24 protein-coding genes and 1 riboswitch are annotated in these 22817 nt (G+C 63.9%); of the genes, 19 read left to right on the top strand and 5 right to left on the bottom strand.

Annotation, left to right across the window (positions count from 1 at the left end; all coding sequences use genetic code 11):
• Positions 1–31: 31 nt before the first annotated feature.
• A riboswitch (FMN riboswitch) is annotated at positions 32–199 on the top strand.
• A gap of 80 nt (positions 200–279) precedes the next feature.
• Positions 280–732, top strand: coding sequence for a 6,7-dimethyl-8-ribityllumazine synthase (locus AB0L82_RS23140; RefSeq protein ID WP_364639670.1), 453 nt, complete (start codon positions 280–282; stop codon positions 730–732).
• Positions 733–890: 158 nt separating this feature from the next.
• On the opposite strand, the gene AB0L82_RS23135 is transcribed toward AB0L82_RS23140, so the two are convergent.
• Positions 891–2282, bottom strand: coding sequence for a cation:dicarboxylase symporter family transporter (locus AB0L82_RS23135; RefSeq protein ID WP_364639667.1), 1392 nt, complete (start codon positions 2280–2282; stop codon positions 891–893).
• 117 nt (positions 2283–2399) lie between these two features.
• Here AB0L82_RS23135 and AB0L82_RS23130 point away from each other — a divergent pair, with 117 nt between their 5' ends.
• The 9 genes from AB0L82_RS23130 to AB0L82_RS23090 all read left to right on the top strand — a co-directional run bounded on the left by AB0L82_RS23130 (position 2400) and on the right by AB0L82_RS23090 (position 14280).
• A complete protein-coding gene (locus tag AB0L82_RS23130; protein WP_364639664.1) occupies positions 2400–4013 on the top strand; it encodes a sensor histidine kinase in 1614 nt (537 codons plus the stop codon).
• The gene (locus AB0L82_RS23125) at positions 4010–4702 is read left to right on the top strand and encodes a response regulator (protein ID WP_364639662.1); all 693 of its coding nucleotides are present in this window, start codon (positions 4010–4012) and stop codon (positions 4700–4702) included. The genes AB0L82_RS23130 and AB0L82_RS23125 overlap by 4 nt, the downstream gene beginning before the upstream one ends.
• Positions 4703–4893: 191 nt before the next feature.
• Positions 4894–6057 (top strand): alkane 1-monooxygenase, encoded by a 1164-nt coding sequence (locus tag AB0L82_RS23120; RefSeq protein ID WP_364639659.1) that lies wholly within the window; start codon positions 4894–4896, stop codon positions 6055–6057.
• A 127-nt stretch (positions 6058–6184) separates the two neighbouring features.
• Positions 6185–7660 (top strand): adenosylhomocysteinase, encoded by a 1476-nt coding sequence (gene ahcY / locus AB0L82_RS23115; RefSeq protein ID WP_364639656.1) that lies wholly within the window; start codon positions 6185–6187, stop codon positions 7658–7660.
• 108 nt (positions 7661–7768) lie between these two features.
• Positions 7769–8644, top strand: coding sequence for a hypothetical protein (locus AB0L82_RS23110; RefSeq protein WP_364639653.1), 876 nt, complete (start codon positions 7769–7771; stop codon positions 8642–8644).
• Complete coding sequence (locus AB0L82_RS23105; RefSeq protein WP_364639650.1) at positions 8559–9254, top strand: hypothetical protein; 696 nt, start codon at positions 8559–8561, stop codon at positions 9252–9254. Before AB0L82_RS23110 ends, AB0L82_RS23105 begins: the two co-directional genes overlap by 86 nt.
• Positions 9178–13287 carry an RHS repeat-associated core domain-containing protein gene (locus AB0L82_RS23100; RefSeq protein WP_364639647.1) on the top strand — a complete coding sequence of 1370 codons (4110 nt, stop codon included), beginning with the start codon at positions 9178–9180 and terminating at the stop codon, positions 13285–13287. The genes AB0L82_RS23105 and AB0L82_RS23100 overlap by 77 nt, the downstream gene beginning before the upstream one ends.
• Complete coding sequence (locus AB0L82_RS23095) at positions 13272–13541, top strand: hypothetical protein (protein ID WP_364639644.1); 270 nt, start codon at positions 13272–13274, stop codon at positions 13539–13541. The genes AB0L82_RS23100 and AB0L82_RS23095 overlap by 16 nt, the downstream gene beginning before the upstream one ends.
• 130 nt (positions 13542–13671) lie before the next feature.
• Positions 13672–14280 (top strand): hypothetical protein, encoded by a 609-nt coding sequence (locus AB0L82_RS23090; protein WP_364639642.1) that lies wholly within the window; start codon positions 13672–13674, stop codon positions 14278–14280.
• A gap of 256 nt (positions 14281–14536) precedes the next feature.
• On the opposite strand, the gene AB0L82_RS23085 is transcribed toward AB0L82_RS23090, so the two are convergent.
• A complete protein-coding gene (locus tag AB0L82_RS23085; RefSeq protein WP_364639639.1) occupies positions 14537–14980 on the bottom strand; it encodes a DUF4254 domain-containing protein in 444 nt (147 codons plus the stop codon).
• A gap of 122 nt (positions 14981–15102) precedes the next feature.
• On the opposite strand from AB0L82_RS23085, the gene AB0L82_RS23080 reads away from it, so the two are divergent.
• The 7 genes from AB0L82_RS23080 to AB0L82_RS23050 all read left to right on the top strand — a co-directional run bounded on the left by AB0L82_RS23080 (position 15103) and on the right by AB0L82_RS23050 (position 19426).
• The gene (locus AB0L82_RS23080) at positions 15103–15948 is read left to right on the top strand and encodes a helix-turn-helix transcriptional regulator (protein ID WP_364639636.1); all 846 of its coding nucleotides are present in this window, start codon (positions 15103–15105) and stop codon (positions 15946–15948) included.
• Between the two features lie 33 nt (positions 15949–15981).
• Complete coding sequence (locus tag AB0L82_RS23075; RefSeq protein WP_364639633.1) at positions 15982–16248, top strand: DUF397 domain-containing protein; 267 nt, start codon at positions 15982–15984, stop codon at positions 16246–16248.
• A 27-nt stretch (positions 16249–16275) separates the two neighbouring features.
• A complete protein-coding gene (locus tag AB0L82_RS23070; RefSeq protein WP_364639629.1) occupies positions 16276–16536 on the top strand; it encodes a hypothetical protein in 261 nt (86 codons plus the stop codon).
• A 202-nt stretch (positions 16537–16738) separates the two neighbouring features.
• Positions 16739–17119: a hypothetical protein gene (locus AB0L82_RS23065; RefSeq protein ID WP_364639626.1), complete on the top strand. Its 381-nt coding sequence runs from the start codon at positions 16739–16741 to the stop codon at positions 17117–17119.
• Positions 17120–17250: 131 nt separating this feature from the next.
• Entirely contained in the window at positions 17251–17613 is a 363-nt protein-coding gene (locus tag AB0L82_RS23060; RefSeq protein WP_364639623.1) for a hypothetical protein, read from the top strand.
• 534 nt (positions 17614–18147) lie between these two features.
• On the top strand, positions 18148–18978 hold the full coding sequence (locus AB0L82_RS23055; RefSeq protein ID WP_364639620.1) for a hypothetical protein: 831 nt from the start codon (positions 18148–18150) through the stop codon (positions 18976–18978).
• Between the two features lie 70 nt (positions 18979–19048).
• Positions 19049–19426 (top strand): hypothetical protein, encoded by a 378-nt coding sequence (locus AB0L82_RS23050; protein WP_364639617.1) that lies wholly within the window; start codon positions 19049–19051, stop codon positions 19424–19426.
• A 138-nt stretch (positions 19427–19564) separates the two neighbouring features.
• Here AB0L82_RS23050 and AB0L82_RS23045 read toward each other — a convergent pair whose 3' ends face one another.
• The 3 genes from AB0L82_RS23045 to AB0L82_RS23035 form a co-directional block, all read right to left on the bottom strand.
• A complete protein-coding gene (locus AB0L82_RS23045) occupies positions 19565–19861 on the bottom strand; it encodes a hypothetical protein (RefSeq protein WP_364639614.1) in 297 nt (98 codons plus the stop codon).
• Between the two features lie 94 nt (positions 19862–19955).
• Positions 19956–20201 (bottom strand): hypothetical protein, encoded by a 246-nt coding sequence (locus AB0L82_RS23040; protein ID WP_364639611.1) that lies wholly within the window; start codon positions 20199–20201, stop codon positions 19956–19958.
• 36 nt (positions 20202–20237) lie between these two features.
• Positions 20238–21332 carry a glycerophosphodiester phosphodiesterase gene (locus AB0L82_RS23035; protein WP_364639608.1) on the bottom strand — a complete coding sequence of 365 codons (1095 nt, stop codon included), beginning with the start codon at positions 21330–21332 and terminating at the stop codon, positions 20238–20240.
• Positions 21333–21404: 72 nt separating this feature from the next.
• Here AB0L82_RS23035 and AB0L82_RS23030 point away from each other — a divergent pair, with 72 nt between their 5' ends.
• Positions 21405–22052: a dTMP kinase gene (locus tag AB0L82_RS23030; protein ID WP_364639605.1), complete on the top strand. Its 648-nt coding sequence runs from the start codon at positions 21405–21407 to the stop codon at positions 22050–22052.
• A gap of 77 nt (positions 22053–22129) precedes the next feature.
• Complete coding sequence (mtrA, locus tag AB0L82_RS23025) at positions 22130–22807, top strand: MtrAB system response regulator MtrA (RefSeq protein ID WP_364639602.1); 678 nt, start codon at positions 22130–22132, stop codon at positions 22805–22807.
• Positions 22808–22817 lie beyond the last annotated feature (10 nt).

Raw genomic sequence — 22817 nt, 5'->3', positions numbered from 1 at the left:
GCCGGGGGACCGCATAGAGTCCGGATTCGTAAGACGTTCTCAGGGCGGGGTGGAAATCCCCACCGGCGGTCATGGCGTCCGGCCTATCCGGTGCGCATGAGCCCGCGAGCGCCGCGCGATTCGCGAGAATCGCGCGGGTCAGCAGATTCCGGTGTGAGCCCGGAGCCGACGGTCACAGTCCGGAGGAAAGAGAACGCGACGGTTCCTACCCGGCCGCAGTCCGGCCGGGTGAGTTCGCGTCGTCATGCCCTGGGTGACAACGCGAACAGGAGAACACTCATGTCACCCATTACCGATTCCGCTCGGGTCGCGATCATCGCCGCACGCTGGCATTCGGAGATCGTGGACAATGCCGTCGAGGCCGCCCGCATCGGGCTCGCCGATCGCGGCTACACCGAGATCGATGTGATCGAGGTGCCCGGCGCTTTCGAAATCCCTTTGCAGGCACAGCGTTTGGCCAAGAGCGGGCGCTATGCCGCGGTCGCGGCGTGCGCGCTGGTCGTCGACGGCGGTATCTACCGGCACGATTTCGTGGCCTCGACCGTGGTGGACGCGCTCATGCGGGTGCAGCTGGACACCGATGTGCCGGTGTTCTCGGCGGTGCTCACCCCGCATCATTTCCATGAGCACGAAGAGCATTTGACCTACTACGCACGGCATTTCACCGTGAAGGGCGCGGAATTGGCGAATGCCATCGCCGCCACGCTCGCGCTGGACGCCGTGCTCAGCTGATCCGGCTGCTCGGCTGAGACGACGCAGTCCCGCACCCGCGGCCCTCCGAACCGGGTCGATTCCGGTTCGGAGTTCGGAGGCGGGGTGCGGGACTGCCGCGCTGCGGCGGTACGGCATTGCGCCGCAGCGGATATGGTTCCGGTCGCGTACGCGGGCAGCTAGACCGGAACCGGGCTCTTCTCCGAAGATGGTGCGGCGGCGGGATGATCGTCCACCATGGTGGTCTCGTCGAATGGCAGCTGCCGATCCAATACCGCCCGCACCCGTGCCGGTTCGATGGTGTTGGTCCAGGTGCCGATGAGCACCGTGGCGACCGCGTTGCCCGAGAAGTTGGTCACCGCACGGGCTTCCGACATGAACCGGTCGATGCCGACGATCAGGCCGACTCCGTCCAGCAGTTCCGGGCGATGGCTCTGCAAACCGCCCGCCAGGGTGGCCAGGCCCGCGCCGGTGACCCCGGCCGCGCCCTTGGACGCCACGATCATGAACACCAGCAGTCCGAGCTGTTCGGTCCAGGACAGCGGTTTGTGCATGGCGTCGGCGACGAACAGCGTGGCCATGGTCAGGTAGATGGCGGTGCCGTCCAGATTGAACGAATATCCGGTCGGCACAACCACACCCACGGTGGTGCGCTCCACGCCCAGATGCTCCATCTTGGCGATCAATCGCGGCAGCGCGGACTCCGAGGAGGAGGTCGCCACGATCAACAGGTATTCGCGGGCCAGGTAGCGCACCAGCTTGAAGATGGACACCCCGGCCGCCGCCCGCAGCAGTACGCCCAGCACACCGAAGACGAAGACGGCGCAGGTGAGATAGAACGCCACCATGAGCAGCGCGAGCTCCTTCACCGCGTCCAATCCGGTGCGCGCCACCACATTCGCGATCGCGCCGAACGCGCCGAGGGGAGCCAGCCACAGGATCATGGTGAGAATCCGGAACACCAGTTTCTGCACCAGTCCGATACCGCGCAGCAGCGGTTCGCCGGTGGTCCCCATGGCCTGGATGCCGAAGCCGACCAGCAGTGCCACGAACAGGGTTTGCAGCACCTTGCCGGCGGTCAGCGACGACACCAGCGTGGTGGGGACGATGTCCTTGAGGAAGTCCCAGGTGCCGCCCGCGCCCTGCGCGTCCTTCACGTATTTGGCGGTTTCCTTGGCGTGCCCGGCGATATCGAGCCCGCTGCCCGGATGCAGCAGATTGCCGACCACCAGGCCGATCGCCAGGGCCACCGTCGACATGATCAGGAAGTACCCGAGGGCCATACCGCCGACCTTGCCGACCTTCGCGGCCGCCCGCACCGACCCGATGCCGAGCACGATGGTGCAGAAGATGACCGGCGAGATCATCATCTTGATCAGGTTCACGAACAGCGTGCCGAGTTCGCCGACCTGCTTGCCGAATCCCGGTGCCAGCCAGCCGACCAGGATGCCCGCCAGCACGGCCACTATGACGGCCAGGTACAGCCAGTGCGTCCGATCGCGCTTGGGCGCGGTATTCGGTGTCGCGTTGCCCGGCGTCCCGCCGGTGTCGTTCGGTGTCGTCGTACTCATTACTGTTCGGTCCCCATCTTCCGCGGGTGTGAGCCCGCTCACGCCGCTGCGTGAAGAATGATGTCCCCGGACAGTGACGCGGGTCACTGTTTCGTAAGTTTTGTTCACGGAGGCGCAGTGATCGGTCGAAGAACGGAGCCCAGGCGCGGGCGCACGGTCGCCGGGCAGGTGTTCGTGGTGCAGCTGCTGGTGCTGGCCGTGGTCATCGGGGTCGCGACCGCGCTGGTGGTGCTCCAGACCCGGCGGGCGCAGGATGACGCCACGCGCGATCGGGTCACCGATATCGCGGTGGCGGTGGCGCAGTCCCCGGCCACGCTCGCGGCCGTGCGGACTCCGGATCCGACGGTGCTGCTGCAACCGGTGACCGAGGCCATCCGCAAACAGACCGAGGTCGATTTCATCGTGGTGATGGCCCCGGACCGCACCCGGTACACCCATACCGATCCCGAGCGGATCGGAAAACCGTTCAGCGGCACCATCGATCGCGCGCTGGCGGGGGAGACCTTCACCGAGACGTTCGCGGGCACGCTGGGTCCATCCATTCGCGCGGTAACGCCGGTGCGTGATGCGGACGGCCGGATCGTGGCGCTGGTATCGGCCGGGGTCACCCGCACCCATATCGGCGCGCAGGTGCGCGAACAGCTGCCGATGATCCTGATCGTCGCCGCGGCCGGACTGCTGCTGGCGACGGTGAGCGCACTGCTGTTGCGGCGCAGGCTGTTACGGCAAACCGTCGGCTTGGCCCCCGGCGAGCTGCGAGCACTCTACGACCATCACGACGCCGTGTTGCATTCGATACATGAGGGCCTGCTGGTGTTCGACAGCAGCGGGGAACGCGCCGAGGTGGTGAACGACGAGGCCCGCCGCCTGCTCGAATTACCGCCCGGTGCGGTTGCCCGCACGGATCTGCCGATCTCATTGCAACGGTTGGGATCCGGGGTGGTGCGCGATGAGATGCATGTGACCGCCGATCGGGTGCTGGTGGTGAATCAGGATGTGGTGGAGCAGAACGGGCGGCGCGCGGGCACCGTGCTCACTCTCCGCGATCACACCGAATTGCGGGATGTGATGGGGGAATTGAATTCGGTGCGCGGTTTCGCCGACGCGCTGCGTGCCCAGGCGCACGAGGCCGCGAACCGATTGCACGCGGTGGTGACCATGGTCGAACTGGGCCGAGCCAAGGAGGCGGTGGTGTTCGCAACGGCGGAACTCGAACTGTCACAGGCGCTCATCGACCGACTGGCCGCTGCGGTCGCCGAACCGGCCGTGGTGGCGCTGCTGCTGGGCAAGGTGGAGCAGGCCGCGGAGTACGGGGTGGAGTTGACGGTCACCGGTGACACCCTGCTGGACTCCACCGAACCGCTCACCGCACACGAAATGGTCACGCTGCTGGGCAATCTCGTCGACAACGCGCTGGACGCGGTCGGCCGTGACGAGGACGCCTGGGTGGAGGTGACCGTACGCCGGGATGAGACCGAACTGTATGTGCGGGTTGCCGATAGCGGGCCGGGCATGTCGGAGGAATTGTTCAGCCGCGCGACCGAACGTGGCTATTCCACGAAAACCGACCACCACGGTTTGGGATTGGCGCTGGTGCGGCGTTTGGTGGCCCGGCACGGTGGGGAATTGCGTGCCGGGCGGGAGCCGGAATCCGCTGTCATAGTACGGTTTTCGCTGCACGCACCGCCGGCGAACGAATCCGCGAGTGTCGGCGAAGGCGGTCGGCGATGATCAATGTCCTTATCGTGGAAGATGATCCGGCTATCGCACAGGCGCATAAGTCATATGTGGAGCGACTGCCCGGTTTTCGGGTTGCCGGGGTCGCGCACACCGGGCGCGATGCCATCGCCGCCGCCGGAAGGTCACAGCGCGGTGACGATTCGATAGACCTCGTCCTGATGGATATCGGTTTACCGGATATGAGCGGTCTGGCCGTCGCGGCGGCGCTGGCGGGGCTGCGGCCGCGTCCCGACGTCATCGCGGTCACCTCCGCGCGCGATCTCGCCATGGTGCGCGCCGCCGTCGCGCACGGGGTGGTGCTGTATCTCCTTAAACCGTTTACCTTTTCGGCGTTCCGGGAGAAGCTCGAGCGCTATCTCGACTATCGCGCGGCACTGCCCGCGGGCGAGGCCGCGATCTCACAGCAGGAGATCGACCGCGCCTTCGGGGTGCTGCGCACACCGGATCAGCGGGCTACCTCGCCGAAAGGTATTGCGCCGCAGACGATGGAGGAGGTGTCGAAGGCGGTGCGCGCGGCGCCTTCGGGGGTGTCCGCGGGTGAGGCTGGGCGAGTCGTCGGCGTTTCGCGGGTTACCGCGTGGCGATACCTGGAACGTCTCGCCGAAGACGGCGTGGTGGAACGGCGAACAGACTACGGTCGCACCGGGCGGCCACAGGTTCGCTACGTGTGGTTGCACTGAGCTCCGGTTCACCACCGGTTTGCCTGTGATGTGCGGTGACTGCGCTCACATGGTCAGTTGCCCGACTGGGTTCTGCCCATGGTGTAACGGTTGCCACCTTTGGCGGCCAATCAGTGTTGTAACGGGGATAGAGTCTGTACATATCTACCTGCGAAGTTCTGAGGTATCTAATTAGCGGGGCAAACGTGCAAATGGTCGGCAAACGGTCGGGTTCGCCGGACCCTAAACGACACCTGTGGGTGTTGGGGCTCATCGCCCCTGCGAGTGCTTTGTTGCCTTCACAGCTGGTGCTGCACACCAAAGCCGAGGTGTTCTGGTGGATCGGACCGATCATCGTTCTGATTGTCATACCCGTGCTGGATTGGGTCGTAGGGGAAGACGGCACCAATCCGCGCGACGAGGATTACGAACTACTCAGCAATGACCGGTACTACCGGTGGTGCACCTATCTGTTCCTGCCGGTGCAACTGGTCGGCCTGGTCATCGCGGCCGTGATGTGGGCCGGCGACGAGCTGTCCGTCATCGACAAACTCGGGCTCGCCGCCACGCTCGGCTTCGTCAGCGGTATCGGTATCAATGCCGCGCACGAACTCGGGCACCGGGTGGAGAAGCTGGAGCGCTGGCTGTCGAAACTGGCGCTGGCGCAGTCGGCCTACGGGCATTTCTTCGTCGAACACAACCGCGGGCATCATGTGCGCGTCGCCACACCGGACGATCCGGCCAGCGCGCGCATGGGGGAGACGCTGTGGGAGTTCCTGCCGCGCAGCGTGATCGGCGGATTCCGGTCCGCCATCACGCTGGAACGCGCGCGGCTGCGGCGAAAGGGCAAGGGCTGGTGGAGTGTTCAGAACCACGTGTTGCAGGCGTGGTCCATGACGGTGGTGCTGTTCGGTGTGCTGCTCGCGGTGTTCGGGCCGCGCATCCTGCCGTATCTGCTGTTGCAGGCGGTCATCGGCATCGCACTGCTGGAGACCGTCAATTACGTCGAGCACTACGGGTTGCTGCGGCGACGGCGACCCAATGGCAACTGGGCGCGCTGCTCGCCACGGGACAGCTGGAACAGCGACCGCCTGGTCACCAATATCTTCCTGTTCCATCTGCAGCGGCACAGTGATCACCACGCGAATCCCGGTCGGCGGTACCAGACTTTGCGGACCTCCGATGAGGCCCCGCAACTACCGGCCGGATACGCCACCATGATCCTGCTCGCCATGTTCCCGCCGCTGTGGCGTCATGTCATGGACGCGCGATTACTCGCGCACTACGGCGGGGATATCGGGCAGGCCAATATCCAGCCGCGCAAACGCGAACGCATCCTCGCCCAGCACGGCGGCGATATGGCGGCCGCGGCCTGAATCGCGCATAACCCCCGGCTACGGCAGGGTCACCTCCCTTCAAGGCGGTGACCCTGCCGTCGTTGTGTCGCCCGCCCAGGGCACCGACTAGCCTTGCCAGGGGAAGCAGGCCGACCAGGAGAGGCAGATGACGACCGCAGTGAGCAGCATGATGACCGCCGACGTCCGCAACGGGATCGACTTCAAGGTGGCGGATCTGTCGCTGGCCGAGTTCGGCCGCAAGGAGATTCGGCTCGCCGAGCACGAGATGCCGGGTCTGATGGCCCTGCGTCGCGAGTACCACGATGTGCAGCCGCTGCGCGGCGCGCGCATCTCCGGCTCGCTGCATATGACCGTGCAGACCGCCGTCCTGATCGAGACCCTCGTCGCGCTCGGCGCGGAGGTTCGCTGGGCGTCCTGCAATATCTTCTCCACCCAGGACCACGCCGCCGCCGCGATCGTGGTGGGCCCCAACGGCACCGAGGAAGAGCCCAAGGGCACCCCGGTGTTCGCGTGGAAGGGTGAGACCCTCGAGGAGTACTGGTGGGCCGCCGAGCAGATGCTCACCTGGCCGGGTGAGCCCGCCAATATGATCCTCGACGACGGCGGCGACGCCACCATGCTGGTGCTGCGCGGCGCGCAGTTCGAGAAGGCCGGAGTCGTTCCGCCCGAGGACGAGACGCACTCCGACGAATACAAGGTGTTCCTGAACCTGCTGCGCGCGAGCCTGGAAGCCGATAAGGGCAAGTGGGGCAAGATCGCCGACAGCGTCAAGGGCGTCACCGAGGAGACCACCACCGGCGTGCTGCGGCTGTACCAGTTCGCCGCCGCGGGTGAGCTGTCGTTCCCGGCGATCAACGTCAACGACTCGGTCACCAAGTCCAAGTTCGACAACAAGTACGGCACCCGGCACTCGCTGGTGGACGGCATCAACCGCGGCACCGACGTTCTCATCGGTGGCAAGAAGGTGCTGATCTGCGGTTACGGCGACGTCGGCAAGGGCTGCGCGGAGTCTTTGAAGGGCCAGGGCGCGCGCGTCCAGGTCACCGAGATCGACCCGATCAACGCGCTGCAGGCGCTGATGGACGGCTTCGACGTGGTCACCGTCGAGCAGGCCATCGCCGACGCCGACATCGTGGTCACCTCGACCGGCAACAAGGACATCATCACCCTCGATCACATGAAGGCGATGAAGGGCCAGGCCATCCTGGGCAATATCGGCCACTTCGACAACGAGATCGATATGGCCGCCCTGGAGCGTTCGGGCGCACACCGCCTCAACATCAAGCCCCAGGTCGACCTGTGGACGTTCCAGGACACCGGCCGCGCCATCATCGTCCTGTCCGAAGGCCGCCTGCTGAACCTCGGCAACGCGACCGGCCACCCCTCCTTCGTCATGTCGAACTCCTTCTCCAACCAGGTGATCGCCCAGATCGAACTCTGGACCAAGCCCGAGGAATACGACAACGAGGTCTACCGCCTCCCCAAGCACCTCGACGAAAAGGTCGCCCGCATCCACGTGGAGGCGCTCGGCGGCACGCTGACCAAGCTCACCAAGGACCAGGCCGAATACATCGGCGTGGACGTCGAAGGCCCCTACAAGCCCGAGCACTACCGCTACTGAGTCGAATACCCTGTAGCACAACCTGATCGGGCCGGTCGCTGATGCGACCGGCCCGACCTGCAATAACTTTCGGTTCGGGGGCGGGGGCTCATGTCAAAAGTGACGTCTATGTGGGAATGGATTCCGCCGTGGATCCTGACCATGCTGAATTTCGGGATGGCGTATCCCGACGGGGACGAAGACGATCTGTGGGCCCTCGGCGATGCCTGGAAACAGGCGGCGGCCGACCTCGAGGCATTGATCCCGGATATCAAGGCCGCCACCGATTCCGCGCAGAAGTTCTATATCGGCGACGGCTCGGACAAGGTCGCGGCCGAATTCGCCAAGCTGTTCGGCGACAACCCGGAATCGGTGCACAACCTCGCCAAAGGGCTCGAGGATCTCGGCGAGAAGACGCGCGAGGCCGGGACCGAGGTCGAATACACCAAGATCATGGAGGCGACGTTCGCCGCCATCACGGCGTACAGTGTGATCTCCCTGATTGCGGCCTGGCCATGGGGATCCGCGGCGGTGCCGGTCGCGCTGGCGGCCGGACGTGAAGCCGTCACGCTGGCCGCGGAGCAGGGTGCGCGACAGTTGGCGGCGCAGGTGGCGAAGGCCGGGCTGCGCAACATCATCAAGCCGTACCTCAAGGAAATCGGCATCACGGCTTTGAAAGCCGGTGGTGCCGGGTTGGCGCTCGACACCGGTATTCAGGGCTACCAGGTGCTGGACGGTCACCGGAACAACATCGATGTCTCACAGGCCGCCCGTACCGCGCTCGAATGGGGGGATCGGCGGCGCGGTCGCGGCGGGCGTGAAGCCCGGCCTGACATCGCTCTTGGGCCACACCCCACTGGGTCTGGGCACACAGCGCTTCCTCGGTGGCGGATTGTCCGGGCTGGCGGGTGGTCTCGGCATGTACGGCACGGATATCGGCTGGCAGGTCGGCAGTCAGCTCGCGAACGGCGGGCTCGATTGGAGCAAGGTCAATACCAAACTTGATCCGTCGATGCTCGCGGCCGGATTCGGCATGGGGGCCGCACACGGGGTTCGTGGCGGCGGGCGCACGCACGGTGAGGCACTCAATGCCGAAGGCGGTACGCCGCGCCCGCAGGCTTCCGAACCGAGCGGGCTCAAGCCCGAGATCAAAACCGAAGCGCAACAACCACATCCGGAGGGCGTGCAACCCACGCACCCGGCCGGTGCCGAACCCGCCGCCACCGGCGGCAAGGAATTGGCCGGTGGCTCACACGCCAACGAACTCAACAACGTTCGCGCGGAATCGGCACCGGCGGGCACCGACGCGAACCCGGCCCGCCCGCACACCGAGACACCGGCCGCGGTCGAATCGCGGGCGGCGACAACCGATTCCCCCGCCAAGGCCACCACCGATGGCCGCCCCGCACCCGTCGATCGCGCCCCCACTGGTCTCGCGGGCGACCAGAGCAGCCCACGCAACGCTCCCGCCGCCGACCGCCCCGCAGGTGTCACACCCGAACGTCGTGACGCTCCCGGCAGCAGTCAGCCCGCGGCCGGTGACCGAACCCGCCCGCGCCGGACTGTCCGGCAACGGCGCGGAACGGCCGACGAATCTCGCTGCCGGACAACATGAACGACCGGCCGCCGAACGCCCGTCGGCGGAGACCGGCCGCGGCGCGGGTCCGCACGAGCAAAGTCCCGTGGCACATGAGGTCGCCAAACCCCTCGAGCCGACCCATGAGCCGAATCCTTCCGGGAAGGAACCGAATTCGGGACAGCCGGAACGGAATTCGCCCCGGGACAACACCGATAGTGGCAAACCGGCGACGGAGCACGACGGCAAGCCAACTTCCGAGCATGAAGGTAAGCCGAACGCCGAGCGTGAGGGTAAGCCGAACGCCGAGCGTGAGGGTAAGCCGAACGCCGAGCACGAGGGTAAGCCGAACGGCGAGCACGAGGGTAAGCCCGCGCCGGAGCACAACGGTGAACCTCCGGCCGAGCACCCCGGTCGTGAGTCCCAGCCCGAGGAGCACTCACCGGCTGAACGCGCGGCGTCCGACGCCACTCAGCTCTCCGAGGGCACGAATCAGGAGGTTGCGAACACCCAGAATGCCGAGGACGTCAACGGCTGCCAAGACCCGGTAGACGCGGCGACCGGCGAATTTTTCGTCCCCGAAACAGATCTCGAACTCCCCGGCGTCCTCCCCCTGATCCTGGTCCGCCGCCACCGCTCCAACTACCGCCTGGGCCGCTGGTTCGGCCCCTCCTGGTCCGCCACCCTCGACACCCGCCTGGTGGTCACCGACCATGCCGTAACCCTCCTCGGCGAAGACGGCCTGGTCCTCACCTACCCCCACCCGGTCACCGACCAGCCCACCGCCCCACACTCAACAGCACTGCGCTGGAGCCTGACCCGCACCGAATCCGGCGGCTACCGCATCTGGAACCCCGACCGCGAAGTCTTCCTCCACTTCGCCCCCGACCCAAGTATGGGCGGATTGGACACGGCCCTGGGCAATTTCGCCCTCACCGCCTTCACCGACCGCCACAACAACCACATCCGCTTCCACTACGACGCGGACGGCAACCCCACCGAAATCACCCACTCCGGCGGCTACCGAGTCCGCGTCACCACCGATTCCGGCCGCATCACCAGCCTGGCCGTAATCGACACCAAAGCCGGAACCACCATCCCCGTAAAGCATTTCGCCTACACCGCAGGCGAACTAACCGCCGCAACCAACTGCCACAACGGCACCACCCACTACACCTACGACCCCGCCCACCGCATGCTCTCCTGGACCGACTCCAACACCAACAGCATGCACAACACCTACGACGCGGCAGGCCGCATCATCCGCCAAGTCGGCACCGCCGACATGATGAGCTGCACCTTCGCCTACGCCACTCAACCCGACGGCACCAGCGTCACCACGGTCACCAATTCCCAAGGCGCCCAAACCCACCGCACCTTCGACACCGACCTCCGCCTCCGCGAATTGGTCACCCCTGATGGTGCCCACACCCGCTTCGACTACAACACCGACCGCAACCCGCTGCGTGTAATCGCTCCCGACGGTGCGACGACTCATTACTCGTACACGCCGTACGGCGACGTCTCCGGCATCACTCGCCCCGACGGTGCGACCCTCACCCTCGAATACCCGACGTATCACCGCCCGACTCGAATCGTCGATGTCGACGGCACTGTGCGCCAACGTGAATGGGACGCGATCGGCAACCTCAGCGCCGAAGTGGATCCGCTGGGTGCCCGCACCGAGTACACACACCACCCCAACGGTTCCGTGGCCACGATCACCGAACCTACCGGCGCCAGGACGACCGTCGAAGTTGACGCCGCAGGACTCCCCACCCTCATCATCGACGCTTCTGGCGCCCAAACCCGTTTCAACCGTGACGCTTTCGGCCGAGTCATCCACTCGACCAACCCTCTCGGCGCGACCGCAATCGCCACATGGACCCCCGACGGCAAACCGCTGAGCCAAACGGACCCCAACGGCAACGCCGAATCCTGGACGTACGACGGCGAAGCCAACATCCTCATCCACACCAACCCCGCAGGCGGCCGCACCACCTACCGCTACGGAGCCTTCGACCTCCTCGCCGCGCGCACAGACCCAGCCGGTGCCACCACCGCCTACACCCACGACACCGAACTCCGCCCGACAACGGTCACCAACCCCAATGGCCAAACCTGGCGCTACGCCTACAACCTTGCCGGACAACTGGTAACCGAGACCGACTACACCGGCGCGGCCACCGGCTACACCTACGACCTTGCTGGTCGAGCCGCCACTGTCACACCCGCGACCGGCATCGCCCGTCACAACACCTACGACATCCTCGGCCGACTGACCGCCGTCACCGCCGATTCCGGCGACTGGATCCACTACGCCCATGATCCCGCCGGGCGTCTCCTGACCGCGGTAAACGGCAACGCCGCAAACACGACCCACACCCTTCGATTCAGCCACACGCCGACCGGGCAACTCGCGACGCAACAACTCGACGACCAACACCCAATGGTCCTCACCCTGGACCGATTCGGTCGTCGTGTCGGCCGAACCCTCCCTTCCGGAGCGGAAACCCGTTGGCACTACGACCACCTCGGTCTCACGTCGGGCATGATCGCCGACGGCCACGACCTCGCCTTCACCCATGATGCCGTCGGACGCCTAACCCGCTGGCAGACAGGCGAACTCGCGGTAGACCGTGCCTACGATCCCGCCGGACTGGTCATTCGCAACGATGTCTCCGCGAACCCCGGTGCGCTTCTCAACCTCGGACCCGAACCCGCCCGCATCCTCCGCAGTGACAAATATTCCTGGCGTCCAGACGGATACATCACCGCCCACACGACCCTCCACTTGAATGCCGGTCCTACCGATCGCCGATACGACCTGGATCCCCTCGGACGAGTCGAAACCCTCACCCGAAACGACACCGTCGCAGAGCAATACACCTACGACCCACTGAGCAATATCCTCAGCAGTCGAACTCCATCCCCCGAGTCTGCGGCTGCCGGTATCGCAACCTCCGACACCTCCTCCGCTCCAACAGATCCGCACACCTCCGGGAACCGCGAATACCGTGACAATCTCCTGATCCGTGACGGGCGAACCCGCTACCACTACGACGCCGCCGGTCGACTGATCCGCAAAACCCGAACCCGCCTGTCGCGCAAACCGGACATCTGGCACTTTCACTACAACGCTTTCGACCAGCTCACCGACGTTTCCACCCCCGACGGTCAGTGTTGGCATTACACCTACGACGCCTTGGGACGCCGCACCAGCAAACGACGCGTCAGTTCCGACGGCACTGTCGACGAACGTGCCAACTACACCTGGGACTCGACGTATTTGGTTGAGCAGGCTACCGCCGGTGCGACTACTCGCTGGCACTACCAGCCGACCTCACGGGTTCCGATCACACAGACCACAGATCGGGCTGCAGACCGTGCCTTCTACGCCATCATCTCTGATGTGGTCGGCACACCCGTCGAGCTCGTCGATCCTGACAGTGCCGAAATCGTCTCCACCGCAACGACCGAACTTTGGGGGACGACCTCATGGCGCGGCAATGCCGACACGCCCCTCCGGTTCCCTGGCCAGATCCATGACCCAGAAACCGGCTTGTACTACAACCTGCACCGAACTTACGACCCAGTTACCGGACGATTCCTCACACAGGACCCACTCGGACTCGCGCCGGCTCCCAACCCGAACGCTTACCCTCACAACCCGACCGCGTGGACGGATCCGCTCGGGTTGGTCCCGGTGGGATGTTCAGGTTTCGGCAATCAGTACAGGCCCGGCATTGAGCCCGAACTCGTGAAGTTCTCTCAGAAGACGGCTAGTTCTCATTTCTCGAACGGCATGACCATCGAACATGTCGCCTCTGGCCTAAGATCTGGTTGGCTCAATCCTGCCGACTTCCCACCAATTAGACTTGTGGCAAGAGGCGGTGATCTGTTTACACTCGACAATCGTCGCCTAATTGCGTTCCAGAAAGCTGGAATGACGGTACCGTTCAGGATGGCGACAGTTGAGGAAGCTCTGGGCGAGGCGTGGAAATTTACCACGCAAACGGGTGGAGAATCTATTTTGGTACGGCAAACAGAGGAAGTGTGGTCAAGAAAATGACGGAATCTGAGTCTCTTACTCCGCAGATAAATTCGAGGGAAGAGCTGGCTAGGCATATTCTCGCGTTGGTCGAACGGGTGGAGAGTGGGGCTATGCCTCTTGAGAATGCCACGGCGGTTGCCTATATGAAAGCTGCGGCATATTGGATAAATGACAGCCCTGGATTCTTTGCGAATAATGGCCTGGAAGTGCCGGAAACTCCGGACTGGTCGTTGATCGGGATGATCTTCAATGCGGCGTGTGTGTACGAATAGTTCGCAATAGTCTCTGCGGAGAGTGGTTTGTTCCGCTGTTCCTTTGCGCGAGAGGTTTCTGATTTCCGCTTTCAACTCCGTTAATTGGACAGATCAATGCGGTGCCTGCGGGTGCGTTGGGACCCGCGAGGTGCAGTTCAAGTATGGCCAGGTGCGGCAGTACAGATACGAGATCGGCGACGAGCTGATTTGGGCGGCTGCCGGAATCGGTGACGCCACGGCTGAAACCGCTGTTGTCGAAGGCTATGCGTGTGAATGCCCGAACTGTGAATTCGAGCTCGGCGAGTGTGAGGTGCTGATTGCGTGCGGCAGGTTGATCGGAGTCCGGCCGTTGACGGGGAGGTGGGATTTCCGAGGCGATGAATACGTCGAGAACGTGGACATCGATCACGAGCCTCGGCCGGAGGTTCAGCTTGCTCGGAAAGCTATGCGAACGTGGGCCAAACCCGCCGACGTCCCACCGGGCAGCGGAGTCGCCGAGCAATTGAGTCTGATGAAATCCCTTGCCTGCAGACAGATTACGTGCCCGACCTTCGCCAGATCGTGGTACGACGCTCGACGGCGCTCGCTCGATAACGGTGAGCGGGTACGAGAGCCATTCGAGCGGCTGCTCACCCGAGTGTTCTACGACTTGGCGGACTACCCCATCGATCACTCCCTGCGGGAATCCGGGGACATCACCGACGAGGGACTCATCGACAACGTTCGAGATGTTCTGAAGGAACTGGCGCGATTATGATCAGGCGCTGGGGTGGATGGGTTGGGCGCGAGTAGCTCGGCTCAGTTCCCGAGTTCAGCGCCACCCCATCTGCGGTGCTTTCCTGGAATTCGCGTCACCGTGTGGCTGGGCCGCTCCTGCTGAATGCGGGCGGTAATACTCGCGACAGTCCATCCGTTAGTATCGATGGGTTTGGTTGTGGGATGGAACAATTCGAGAGCCCATGTTGTGAAGCCTCCGGTTGCCATGCCGAGGAAGAACAGGATCATCAAGGGGGTCATTGGGTTTCCTCGTTCGGCTTGGGAGTTGGGAGTCGGCGGCGGCCGGTCATGAGGTCGTGTGTCAGGTCGTTGTAGCCGAGGGCGAGTTCGGCCAGGCATTGCCAGGCTCGGTGCAGTTCTTGGTTTGTGGTGTTGGTACGCAGGGCGGTGAACGCGACGACGGAGAGCTCGGCGAGGCGGTCCACCACGGTGCCGATGGTTTCGGTGTGCATGCTGGGCGCGGCCAAGGTGGCGGGGAGGGTCTGCGCGACCCAGACGTCGATGTCGTGGATCAATTGGCTACGGCAGCAATCGATTTCGTCTGCGGCTGGGTAGTCGAGAGTCGGTCTCGCCTCATGGAGGCTGGCGAGTTCGTAGGCGGCCAGCAGGATCGGATGGGGTTCGTGGACGTGGCCTGAGCAGGCTTCGAGAATCAAATCCTTTGAGGGCAAGTGCGTCATGATGACCACTCCAAGGTGCGGATTTGGACTAGACACTCAGTTTTGCTCGAGTCGTGCAATTTTGCAATGCTCTTGCAAGGTAGGGTTTGGGCCAAGATCGCGGGTCGCTTCGGAGGTGTGCTGTGGCAGGTGGGCAGGGGCCGACGCTTCGGGCGCAGTGGCTTGGGCAGCTGCTTCGACGCTATCGGGACGAGGCGGGCATAACTCTCAAAGAGGCTGCGGCATATCTGAAGCGGGATTCGTCGACGGTCAGCCGGTTCGAAGCAGGGCTGTTTCCGCCGCGCACGGACGACGTACAGGAGTTGCTCACGCTGTATGGCGTTGGGGACGAGCATGTTCGGGAGTCGCTGCGCAGGCTGAGCCTCGATGTCTGGCAGAAGGGTTGGTGGGAGGGGTACACGCAAGACGTCGACCGATCGATCGTCGACTATGCGTGGCTGGAAGCGCGAGCGTCGGAGATCAAGTCGTTCAATACGGTGGTGATACCCGGGCTCTTGCAGACCCCTGCGTACGCGGAGGCGGTTATCCGGGCTGTCGATCCGGATGCCTCCGACGCTCAGGTCGATCGCTGGCTCGAGGTTCGGATGATTCGCCAACAGGTGCTGAGCCGACCGAAGCCGGTGCATTTGACGACGATCCTGGACGAATCGATTCTTCGGCGTCCGATTGGTGGTGCTGGAGTACGCGCGGAACAGCTTGCACACCTTGCGAACTTGGCTGAGCGATCCAATGTCGTAGTTCGCGTGCTCCCGGAATCCGTTGGCGCACATGCCGCGCCGGATGGATCGTTCAAGATCTTCGATTTGCCGGACCCATATCCGACGCTGGCGTGCGTTGAGACGCCCGCCGGGGTCATCTACGTCGAGGATGATGGAATAACTCGGTTCACGGCAGCTTTCGATCGGCTCGATGCTGTCGCGCTCACCCCCGCAGACTCGGTCGCGGCGCTGCGGAAACCGGACCGGTGAGGTGGCGCCCACGCGCCTATGCTGGAAGTCGTTATGGATGATGCGCTGACCGGGACCAGACTCCCTGATTCGACCGCGCGGCCCTCCGGTCGCCGCAACTGGAGGAAGAGTAGCTACAGCGGGGACGGCGGCGGTGGAAACTGCGTCGAGGTCTGTCTGGAAGACAACTTCGTTCTGATCCGAGACAGCAAGTACCGCCGCGAGCCGACGAATGATCTTGCCGCGCAGCCGGTTATCGGTGTCGACGCAGCTCAATGGGACACGTTCCTATCGGCTGTAATGGCCGGAAGGCTTGGATAGCCCAGAGATCTACAGACGAGATGTGGAATGTTGGAAATTGAACAGCTGATGCAAAGGCTCGCCGCTTGTGGGGTGTCGATGTTGTTGAAAGCGGATCATGAGAGATATGCAGAGAATGGCGAGTGCTGGACGGTGGTGATCTCGGGTAGTGGAATTCCTGAGAAATTTGGATTCGTTCGCGCCGAGGAGCGCACGCTGAAAATGTGTCTTGAAGTAGCGCTTTCCAGGCTTCTCGAGATAGGTGAAGAGTGGGTTTGGGTCAAGGAATATATTCCGACTAATCATTAAGCGTTGTCAGGCGAAATCTGAAAAACTGGGACTAGCATGGTGATCCTGATGCCAGCTTTCGGCGCTGTGAACTGGGCAGATCCATGCGGTGCCTGTGGGTGCGCATTGATCCGCGAAGTACAGATGGTCTCCTCGACGGTGTTCGGGACGTTCCGAAGGGGCTTGCACGGTTGTGACCAGGCGTCGCGGTGGGGGATGGCCGATGAGGCAGTACGACAGTCATGAGGTTGCGAAGCTTGATTTCGGAACCAGCTTTGTCGATGATCAGTCCGAAAGGGAATGCCCCGCATGCGAACTGGTCGGGGTGCGGACGTATGTCTATCGATACGGCGGGGCAAGTCGTTCGGTTTTGATTACGTACTCATGGTGCAAACTCTGTCGGCGCTTCAAGGGCTGGACGGGCGCCGACAGCGGCGAGTTCACGTACTCCGACCCCATAGAACCCCTCCCGGAGCCGGAGCGTGAGATCTATCGCCGCAGCCTCGCGAAACTTCTCCCGAAGCTCGACAAGCTCTGGGATGAGGGCGAGCTTCCGCAGACGTTTATCAGGGTGCAGCCGCCGAAGAAGCGGTCGAGGAAGTAGTTGTGGGCGGGTCGGGGAATGCCGAGCGCGGGTACGGTATGAGCCCGCATCATCTGCCGAAATCCATGGTCCGTGTTGTTCGTGCTGAGGCTGGTAGTGGGCGGCTGTTGAAATGGGTTGGGAGAGAAGGGGTGACGCTTCTCGACTTTGGTCGGGACCGCGAGTATGAGTGTGGCAGCCTGGGGAGATTCCCGAGGAAGATGGACGGCACTGTTGATTGGAGTCGGACTCCGGAGGAACTTGTTCTTGCGGTTGGTGAGTATTTGGAGATCGAAGCTTTGGTGGATCGATTCATGGCGGGGTCGGGTTCCTATGTCTTTCTCTGGGGAACTTTGACGCTTCCGAGTGTGGAAGTCTCGGGATCTGCACTGGCAGTTCATCTTCGCGAGATCGTGGAGCGTATTCCCGAGTTCTGGATCTACTCGCCGGACAGGTCCGTATTGCTCGAGAATCTGTTCTCCGGGGAGGTCAGGGTCGCGAGCATTCCGGGCTGATTGGACAACGTGGGCGATTCCGGACAGGATCGGGGCGGTTTCGGATGCGGTCCTGGAGGGGGAAGTCGCTATGGGCGAGTTGTTGGTTGGTGCGCGGATGGGTGGGGGAACGTTGTGAGTACTCCGCCGTTTGGTCAGAATGCTGCTCCGCAGCAGGGGATTTATCCACCGCCGCAAGGATATTCGGGGCCGCAGCAGCCGTATCCGCAACAGCCGCAGGGGTTTTCGCCGCAGCAGTTCGGTGGTCAGCCGGCGTATGGGCCGCAGGAGGGGTTTGGGCAGCCGCCTTTCAATGCGCCCGGGGGTACGCCTCCGGGGAAGGGGCGGTTGGCGCTGATTCTCGGAGTTGTTGCGGCGGTTGCGATTGCGGCGGGTGTGGGGGTGTACTTCGCTGTGCTGCGGGATGGTGGGGATAGCGAAACCAGTGTGAGCGGTAAGGGCGGTGGGTTCGATAATTTGCTGACGCTTGATCCTTGCTCGTATCTGCAGCCGAAGCAGTTCGCCGAGTTCGCGGATGAGGGGGCGTCGGCGCCGATGATTCGGATCGAGCCGTCCGGATTCAGTACCTGTGATGTGGAGTTGGAGCGGTCCAAGGCATCCGGGGCGGGGAATGCGGTGTCCGTGCATCTGGAGGCCGGGCGGATGGTGCAGGGCGAGTTGGGGAGATTGACCACGACTTTCCAGCGCGGATCGTTGCAGGTGGTCACCACCGCCGATGCCGGGCAGCCCAAGTGCCTGCAGTATGTCTTCCGCGCTGACGGGGTTGGTGTGCGGCTCAGCGTCGACACCTTCTCGATGCAGCAGTCGGACAGCCTCGAGACGCTGTGCAAGATTCGGGACGCCGCCACCAACGCTGTCGTCGACGCGCTCGACAACAACCGGGGCGATCGGATCTCCTATCCCAAGGATTCGATCGGCGGCGTCGATCCCTGCACCCGCCTCGAAAACGCGGAGATCACCGCCGCGACCAAAGCCGCGTCGGTAACGAAATCCCCCGCCGGTCCCGTCTCCGAATGCCGTTGGGACACCGGTGATTACCGAATCACCGTGTCCTCCGGGCTGATGTCCGCCTCCGATTCGCGTGCGACCGGAACCGACGAAACCATCGCGGGCCGGAACACCGTCATAGAACCCTCGTCGAAGAAGCCCACCTGCCGAGCCACCTTCTACGGCCGCAGCTGGGACCCCTGGCTGGGCAGCCACTCCAACTACACCGCGGCCTACAACGACGACGTCTCGAAATTCGTAGAGGTAACCCGCCTGTACGTCCAACTGCCCCACACCGGCACCGGAACCGCCACCGATGCCTGCCGAACCGTCCGCACCCTCGCCGCGGCCGCCTGGCCCCGCCTACCGCACAACTGAACACAGTGGTCCGATTGATCAACTCGGTGGTCGCCACATCGTTTCGACGCGCGATCGAAGGATCGGTTCGTTGCGGGTGACAGTGTTGTCGGATGCGGAACCCGGTGGCGAGGCGCGGTTTCGGGTGGATGGTGGGTCGTGGCCTGCCATCTGGATGGGTAGCGAATCCATCTGTGCCGGAACGCAAGTGCATGTCGAGATGGATATCGACTCGATCGATTCTATCGTCGCGATCGATGGGGCCGACGCCGTGAGCGGGATCGAACGGGTCGATGGTTGCTTGACCGTTCGGGGGACGGTTTCGCGTGTCTACGACGATGGGGTCTTCGCGCTGCAGGTCGGTGCTGGATCCGTGCTGATCGAGCCCGATCCAGGATTCGGGGTCACCGTGGGGATGGCGATTTGTATTGAGCCGGAATCGATTTCGTTGTTCCCGATCGGGACTTGAGCGGCCCACCGAGTCGGGAGGGTCGGCGGCGCAGGGGGGTGATGTCCAACGGGTGCCCCGGGTTTCCCGGGTGCGGATATGCGAACGGCCACCGGTCGCACTGGCGGGCGGTGGCCGTTCCTAGGTCGGGGCCGCGACCTACAGGCAGATGTCCAGGATCGGGACCCACTTGCCGCCCTTGAGGGTGCACAGGGCCGCGTTGATGAGTTCGCTTGCGCTGGAGCCGGTGCCGCCCACGTTGCTGGAGCCGGAGCCGCCGGAGGCGGAGTCGGCGGAGCCGGTGGGGGAGCTGTTGGTGGCGACCGGGGCGGCGTTGGGGGCCGGGTCGAGGGTGACCGGGGCCGCGGCGGCGGTGCCCGCGGTGGCGATGGCGGCGGCGATGGCGAACGCGCCTACCGCGGCACGCGGCATGTGGTGTGCGAAGCGGGAATTCATCAGGTGTGCTCCTTGCAGGGGAAACCAGTGCGTCGCACCCTACAAGAGATGAATCATGTGCGTTTCAGTTTTCGTCGGATGGGTCTGCGGGGCTCTAGGTGCCCGAATAGCAGCCCCATTCGAGGTCGCCCTGATAGCGGATCCAGTGACCGCCGGACAGGGTGCAGATCATCGGGTCCAGGAAGCTGAGGGCGGCCGAGCCGGAGCTGCTGCCGGTGCCGGCGATCGGCGCGGCGGGGTCGATACCGGGCGCGGAGGCGGCGGCGGTGCCGGTAGTCGCTACCGCGGCGGTTATCGCGATGGCGGCCAAGGTGATTCGCGTGACATGGCGGTGCTGCATGGCCCGACCCTATCGGGTGAAGCGGATGCATTTCTGTCACTTGCGGAAAGCGCGGGGCAGCGGATAACCCTTCTCGGTCATGACCTCGCGGGCGCGGTTGGGGTAGTCGGTGATGATGCCATCGACGCCCTGGTCCAGTACGAGGGCGATCGAGGGCTTGTCGTTGACCGTCCAGGGGATCACCTTGATACCCAGAGCGTGGGCGCGGGCCACATACGCCTCGGTGGTGGTGAGCTTGAAATTCGCGTCGCCGGGCGTGGCGGTGCTGTCGGAGGGGTTCAGGTAGCTGGGGGAGGAGATGTCCGCGCCGAGGGCCTTGATGGCCGCCAGGGGGTCGTCGGGATGGTCGTCGTAGCTGATCGGGCTCAGCCACGGGCTTTCCGGTTTGAAGGTGGAACTGTCATAGAGGGCGACCGTGGGGATGGTCGGATTCTTCGCCTTCACCAGCGGGAGGCTGCGCCAGTCGAAACTTTGGATCTCGACTTTCGAAGTGGCTCCGGCACCCTCGATCGCGCCGAGGATGACATCGACGAATTCGGCTGGGGTGGCGGATTGTTCGGGGTGTTCGGCCTCGATCTTGGTTTCGATGTTGTAGCGCAGGGCGTCGAATGCGCCCGGATAGGTCTTCACCAGATCGAAGACCTGGGGCAGGCGGGCGATCTTGTTGCCCGGAAGTTCCTGCGCCTCCGGATAACCGGCGAGCTTCTTACCGCAGTCGAGTTTCTCGATTTGGGCGGAGGTGAGGTCGTGTACCGGTTTTCCGACATAGGGGAACTGGAGATCGTCGAGGAATGCCGGGCCGGTGTCGGTGCATTTCTCCGGCAGGATTTTCGGGTCGTGCCAGACGAATGGGACCTTGTCCTTGCTCAGCACGATATCGAGTTCGAGGGTGCTCACGCCCAGTTCGATGGCCTTGGCGAACCCGGGCAGCGATTCCTCGATGGTCATCCCGCGCCCGCCGCGATGGGCTTGCAGGTCGAAAGCCCGCCCGGGGTCGGTATGGGACGGCGCGGAGCTCGACGACGGGACCGGCTTTTCGCCGCCGTCCCCGCACGCGGACGCGGCGAACACCACTCCCAAGATCAGAAAAGCGTGCCCGAGCTGCTTCGATCCCACCCTCGAAAACCCCATTGCCGGACTATAGCGACATTCCGCAGGTAACCGCGGGAGCCCATGTCGGGGGGATTCGGTACGCTCGCGGCCATGGGTGCGCTGGTTCCGGTGGAAGGGCTCGACGGTGCGGGTAAACGCACGCTGACCGATGCTGTCGTCACTGGCCTACGCGCCCGCGGCCTGCGCGTGGCGACCCTGGCGTTCCCGCGCTACGGCGTCTCGGTGTACGCGGATCTGGCCGCCGAGGCCCTGCGCGGACGGCACGGTGATCTCGCCGATTCGGTCAACGGTATGGCGCTGCTGTTCGCCCGCGATCGCGCCGACGCACGCGACGAACTCTCGAAACTGCTGGCGGACAACGACATCGTGCTACTGGACCGCTATGTCGCCTCCAACGCGGCCTACTCCGCCGCGCGGTTGAAAGAGGACGCCTCCGGCGAAATCGTGGCCTGGATAGCCGAATTGGAATTCACACGCTTCGCCCTACCTGTCCCAGATGTCCAGATTCTCCTGGATGTTCCGGTAGAACTGGCGGAAGAGCGCGCCCGGCAACGCGGCGCGCAGGACGCGACTCGCGCACTCGACGCCTATGAAAAAGATGGTGGGCTGCAACGCCGCACCGGAAGCGTCTACCGTGAGCTTGCCGAAACCAACTGGCACGGAACGTGGTGGGTGCATCGGAGCGGTGACGATCCGGCAACACTTGTCGCGCGGCTCGCGGAAATCGTTGGTGGATAGGGTTGGATGTGCGCCGACAGGTCACGAGTGTTGGCGTGGCGGCCTGATTGGAGCCGGAGAGGTGACAACATAGTCTTATGAAGCCCAAGATTCTGGTCGTCGACGACGATATGGCTCTCGCTGAGATGCTCACGATCGTCTTGCGGGGTGAGGGATTCGATCCTCACACCGTCGGTGACGGCACGCAGGCGCTGACAGCGGTCCGGGAGCTGCGCCCGGATCTCGTGTTGCTGGATCTCATGCTGCCCGGCATGAACGGAATTGACGTATGCCGGGTATTGCGAGCCGATTCGGGAGTGCCCATCGTGATGCTGACGGCGAAGACCGATACGGTCGACGTCGTCCTGGGGTTGGAGTCTGGCGCCGACGATTACATCGTCAAGCCGTTCAAGCCGAAAGAACTCGTTGCTCGCGTGCGAGCCCGCCTGCGCCGCACCGAGGAAGAGCCGCAAGAACTTCTGTCCATCGCGGACATAGTCATCGATGTGCCCGCGCACAAGGTGACCCGCGGCGGTCAGCAGATCTCGCTCACCCCGCTGGAATTCGATCTCCTGGTCGCGCTCGCCCGCAAGCCGCGCCAGGTGTTCACCCGTGAAGTGCTCCTGGAACAGGTCTGGGGATACCGGCACGCCGCCGATACCCGCCTGGTCAATGTGCACGTACAGCGGTTGCGCGCCAAGGTGGAGAAGGACCCGGAAAACCCTGAGATCGTGCTGACCGTACGAGGTGTGGGCTACAAGGCCGGACCGCCGTGATCGCTGGCTC

This window comes from Nocardia sp. NPDC052001 (assembly GCF_040680615.1).
GTDB lineage: Bacteria > Actinomycetota > Actinomycetes > Mycobacteriales > Mycobacteriaceae > Nocardia.
This window is presented reverse-complemented; position numbering and strand designations above follow the sequence as displayed.

Coding starts and splice junctions, on each gene's coding strand:
- AB0L82_RS23140 (WP_364639670.1), top strand. CDS start 280: ATGTCACCCATTACCGATTCCGCTCGGGTCGCGATCATCGCCGCACGC.
- AB0L82_RS23135 (WP_364639667.1), bottom strand. CDS start 2,282: ATGAGTACGACGACACCGAACGACACCGGCGGGACGCCGGGCAACGCG.
- AB0L82_RS23125 (WP_364639662.1), top strand. CDS start 4,010: ATGATCAATGTCCTTATCGTGGAAGATGATCCGGCTATCGCACAGGCG.
- AB0L82_RS23120 (WP_364639659.1), top strand. CDS start 4,894: ATGGTCGGCAAACGGTCGGGTTCGCCGGACCCTAAACGACACCTGTGG.
- ahcY (WP_364639656.1), top strand. CDS start 6,185: ATGACGACCGCAGTGAGCAGCATGATGACCGCCGACGTCCGCAACGGG.
- AB0L82_RS23110 (WP_364639653.1), top strand. CDS start 7,769: ATGTGGGAATGGATTCCGCCGTGGATCCTGACCATGCTGAATTTCGGG.
- AB0L82_RS23105 (WP_364639650.1), top strand. CDS start 8,559: ATGTACGGCACGGATATCGGCTGGCAGGTCGGCAGTCAGCTCGCGAAC.
- AB0L82_RS23085 (WP_364639639.1), bottom strand. CDS start 14,980: ATGACGCACTTGCCCTCAAAGGATTTGATTCTCGAAGCCTGCTCAGGC.
- AB0L82_RS23075 (WP_364639633.1), top strand. CDS start 15,982: ATGGATGATGCGCTGACCGGGACCAGACTCCCTGATTCGACCGCGCGG.
- AB0L82_RS23070 (WP_364639629.1), top strand. CDS start 16,276: ATGTTGGAAATTGAACAGCTGATGCAAAGGCTCGCCGCTTGTGGGGTG.
- AB0L82_RS23065 (WP_364639626.1), top strand. CDS start 16,739: ATGAGGCAGTACGACAGTCATGAGGTTGCGAAGCTTGATTTCGGAACC.
- AB0L82_RS23055 (WP_364639620.1), top strand. CDS start 18,148: ATGATTCGGATCGAGCCGTCCGGATTCAGTACCTGTGATGTGGAGTTG.
- AB0L82_RS23045 (WP_364639614.1), bottom strand. CDS start 19,861: ATGAATTCCCGCTTCGCACACCACATGCCGCGTGCCGCGGTAGGCGCG.
- AB0L82_RS23040 (WP_364639611.1), bottom strand. CDS start 20,201: ATGCAGCACCGCCATGTCACGCGAATCACCTTGGCCGCCATCGCGATA.
- AB0L82_RS23035 (WP_364639608.1), bottom strand. CDS start 21,332: ATGGGGTTTTCGAGGGTGGGATCGAAGCAGCTCGGGCACGCTTTTCTG.
- AB0L82_RS23030 (WP_364639605.1), top strand. CDS start 21,405: ATGGGTGCGCTGGTTCCGGTGGAAGGGCTCGACGGTGCGGGTAAACGC.
- mtrA (WP_364639602.1), top strand. CDS start 22,130: ATGAAGCCCAAGATTCTGGTCGTCGACGACGATATGGCTCTCGCTGAG.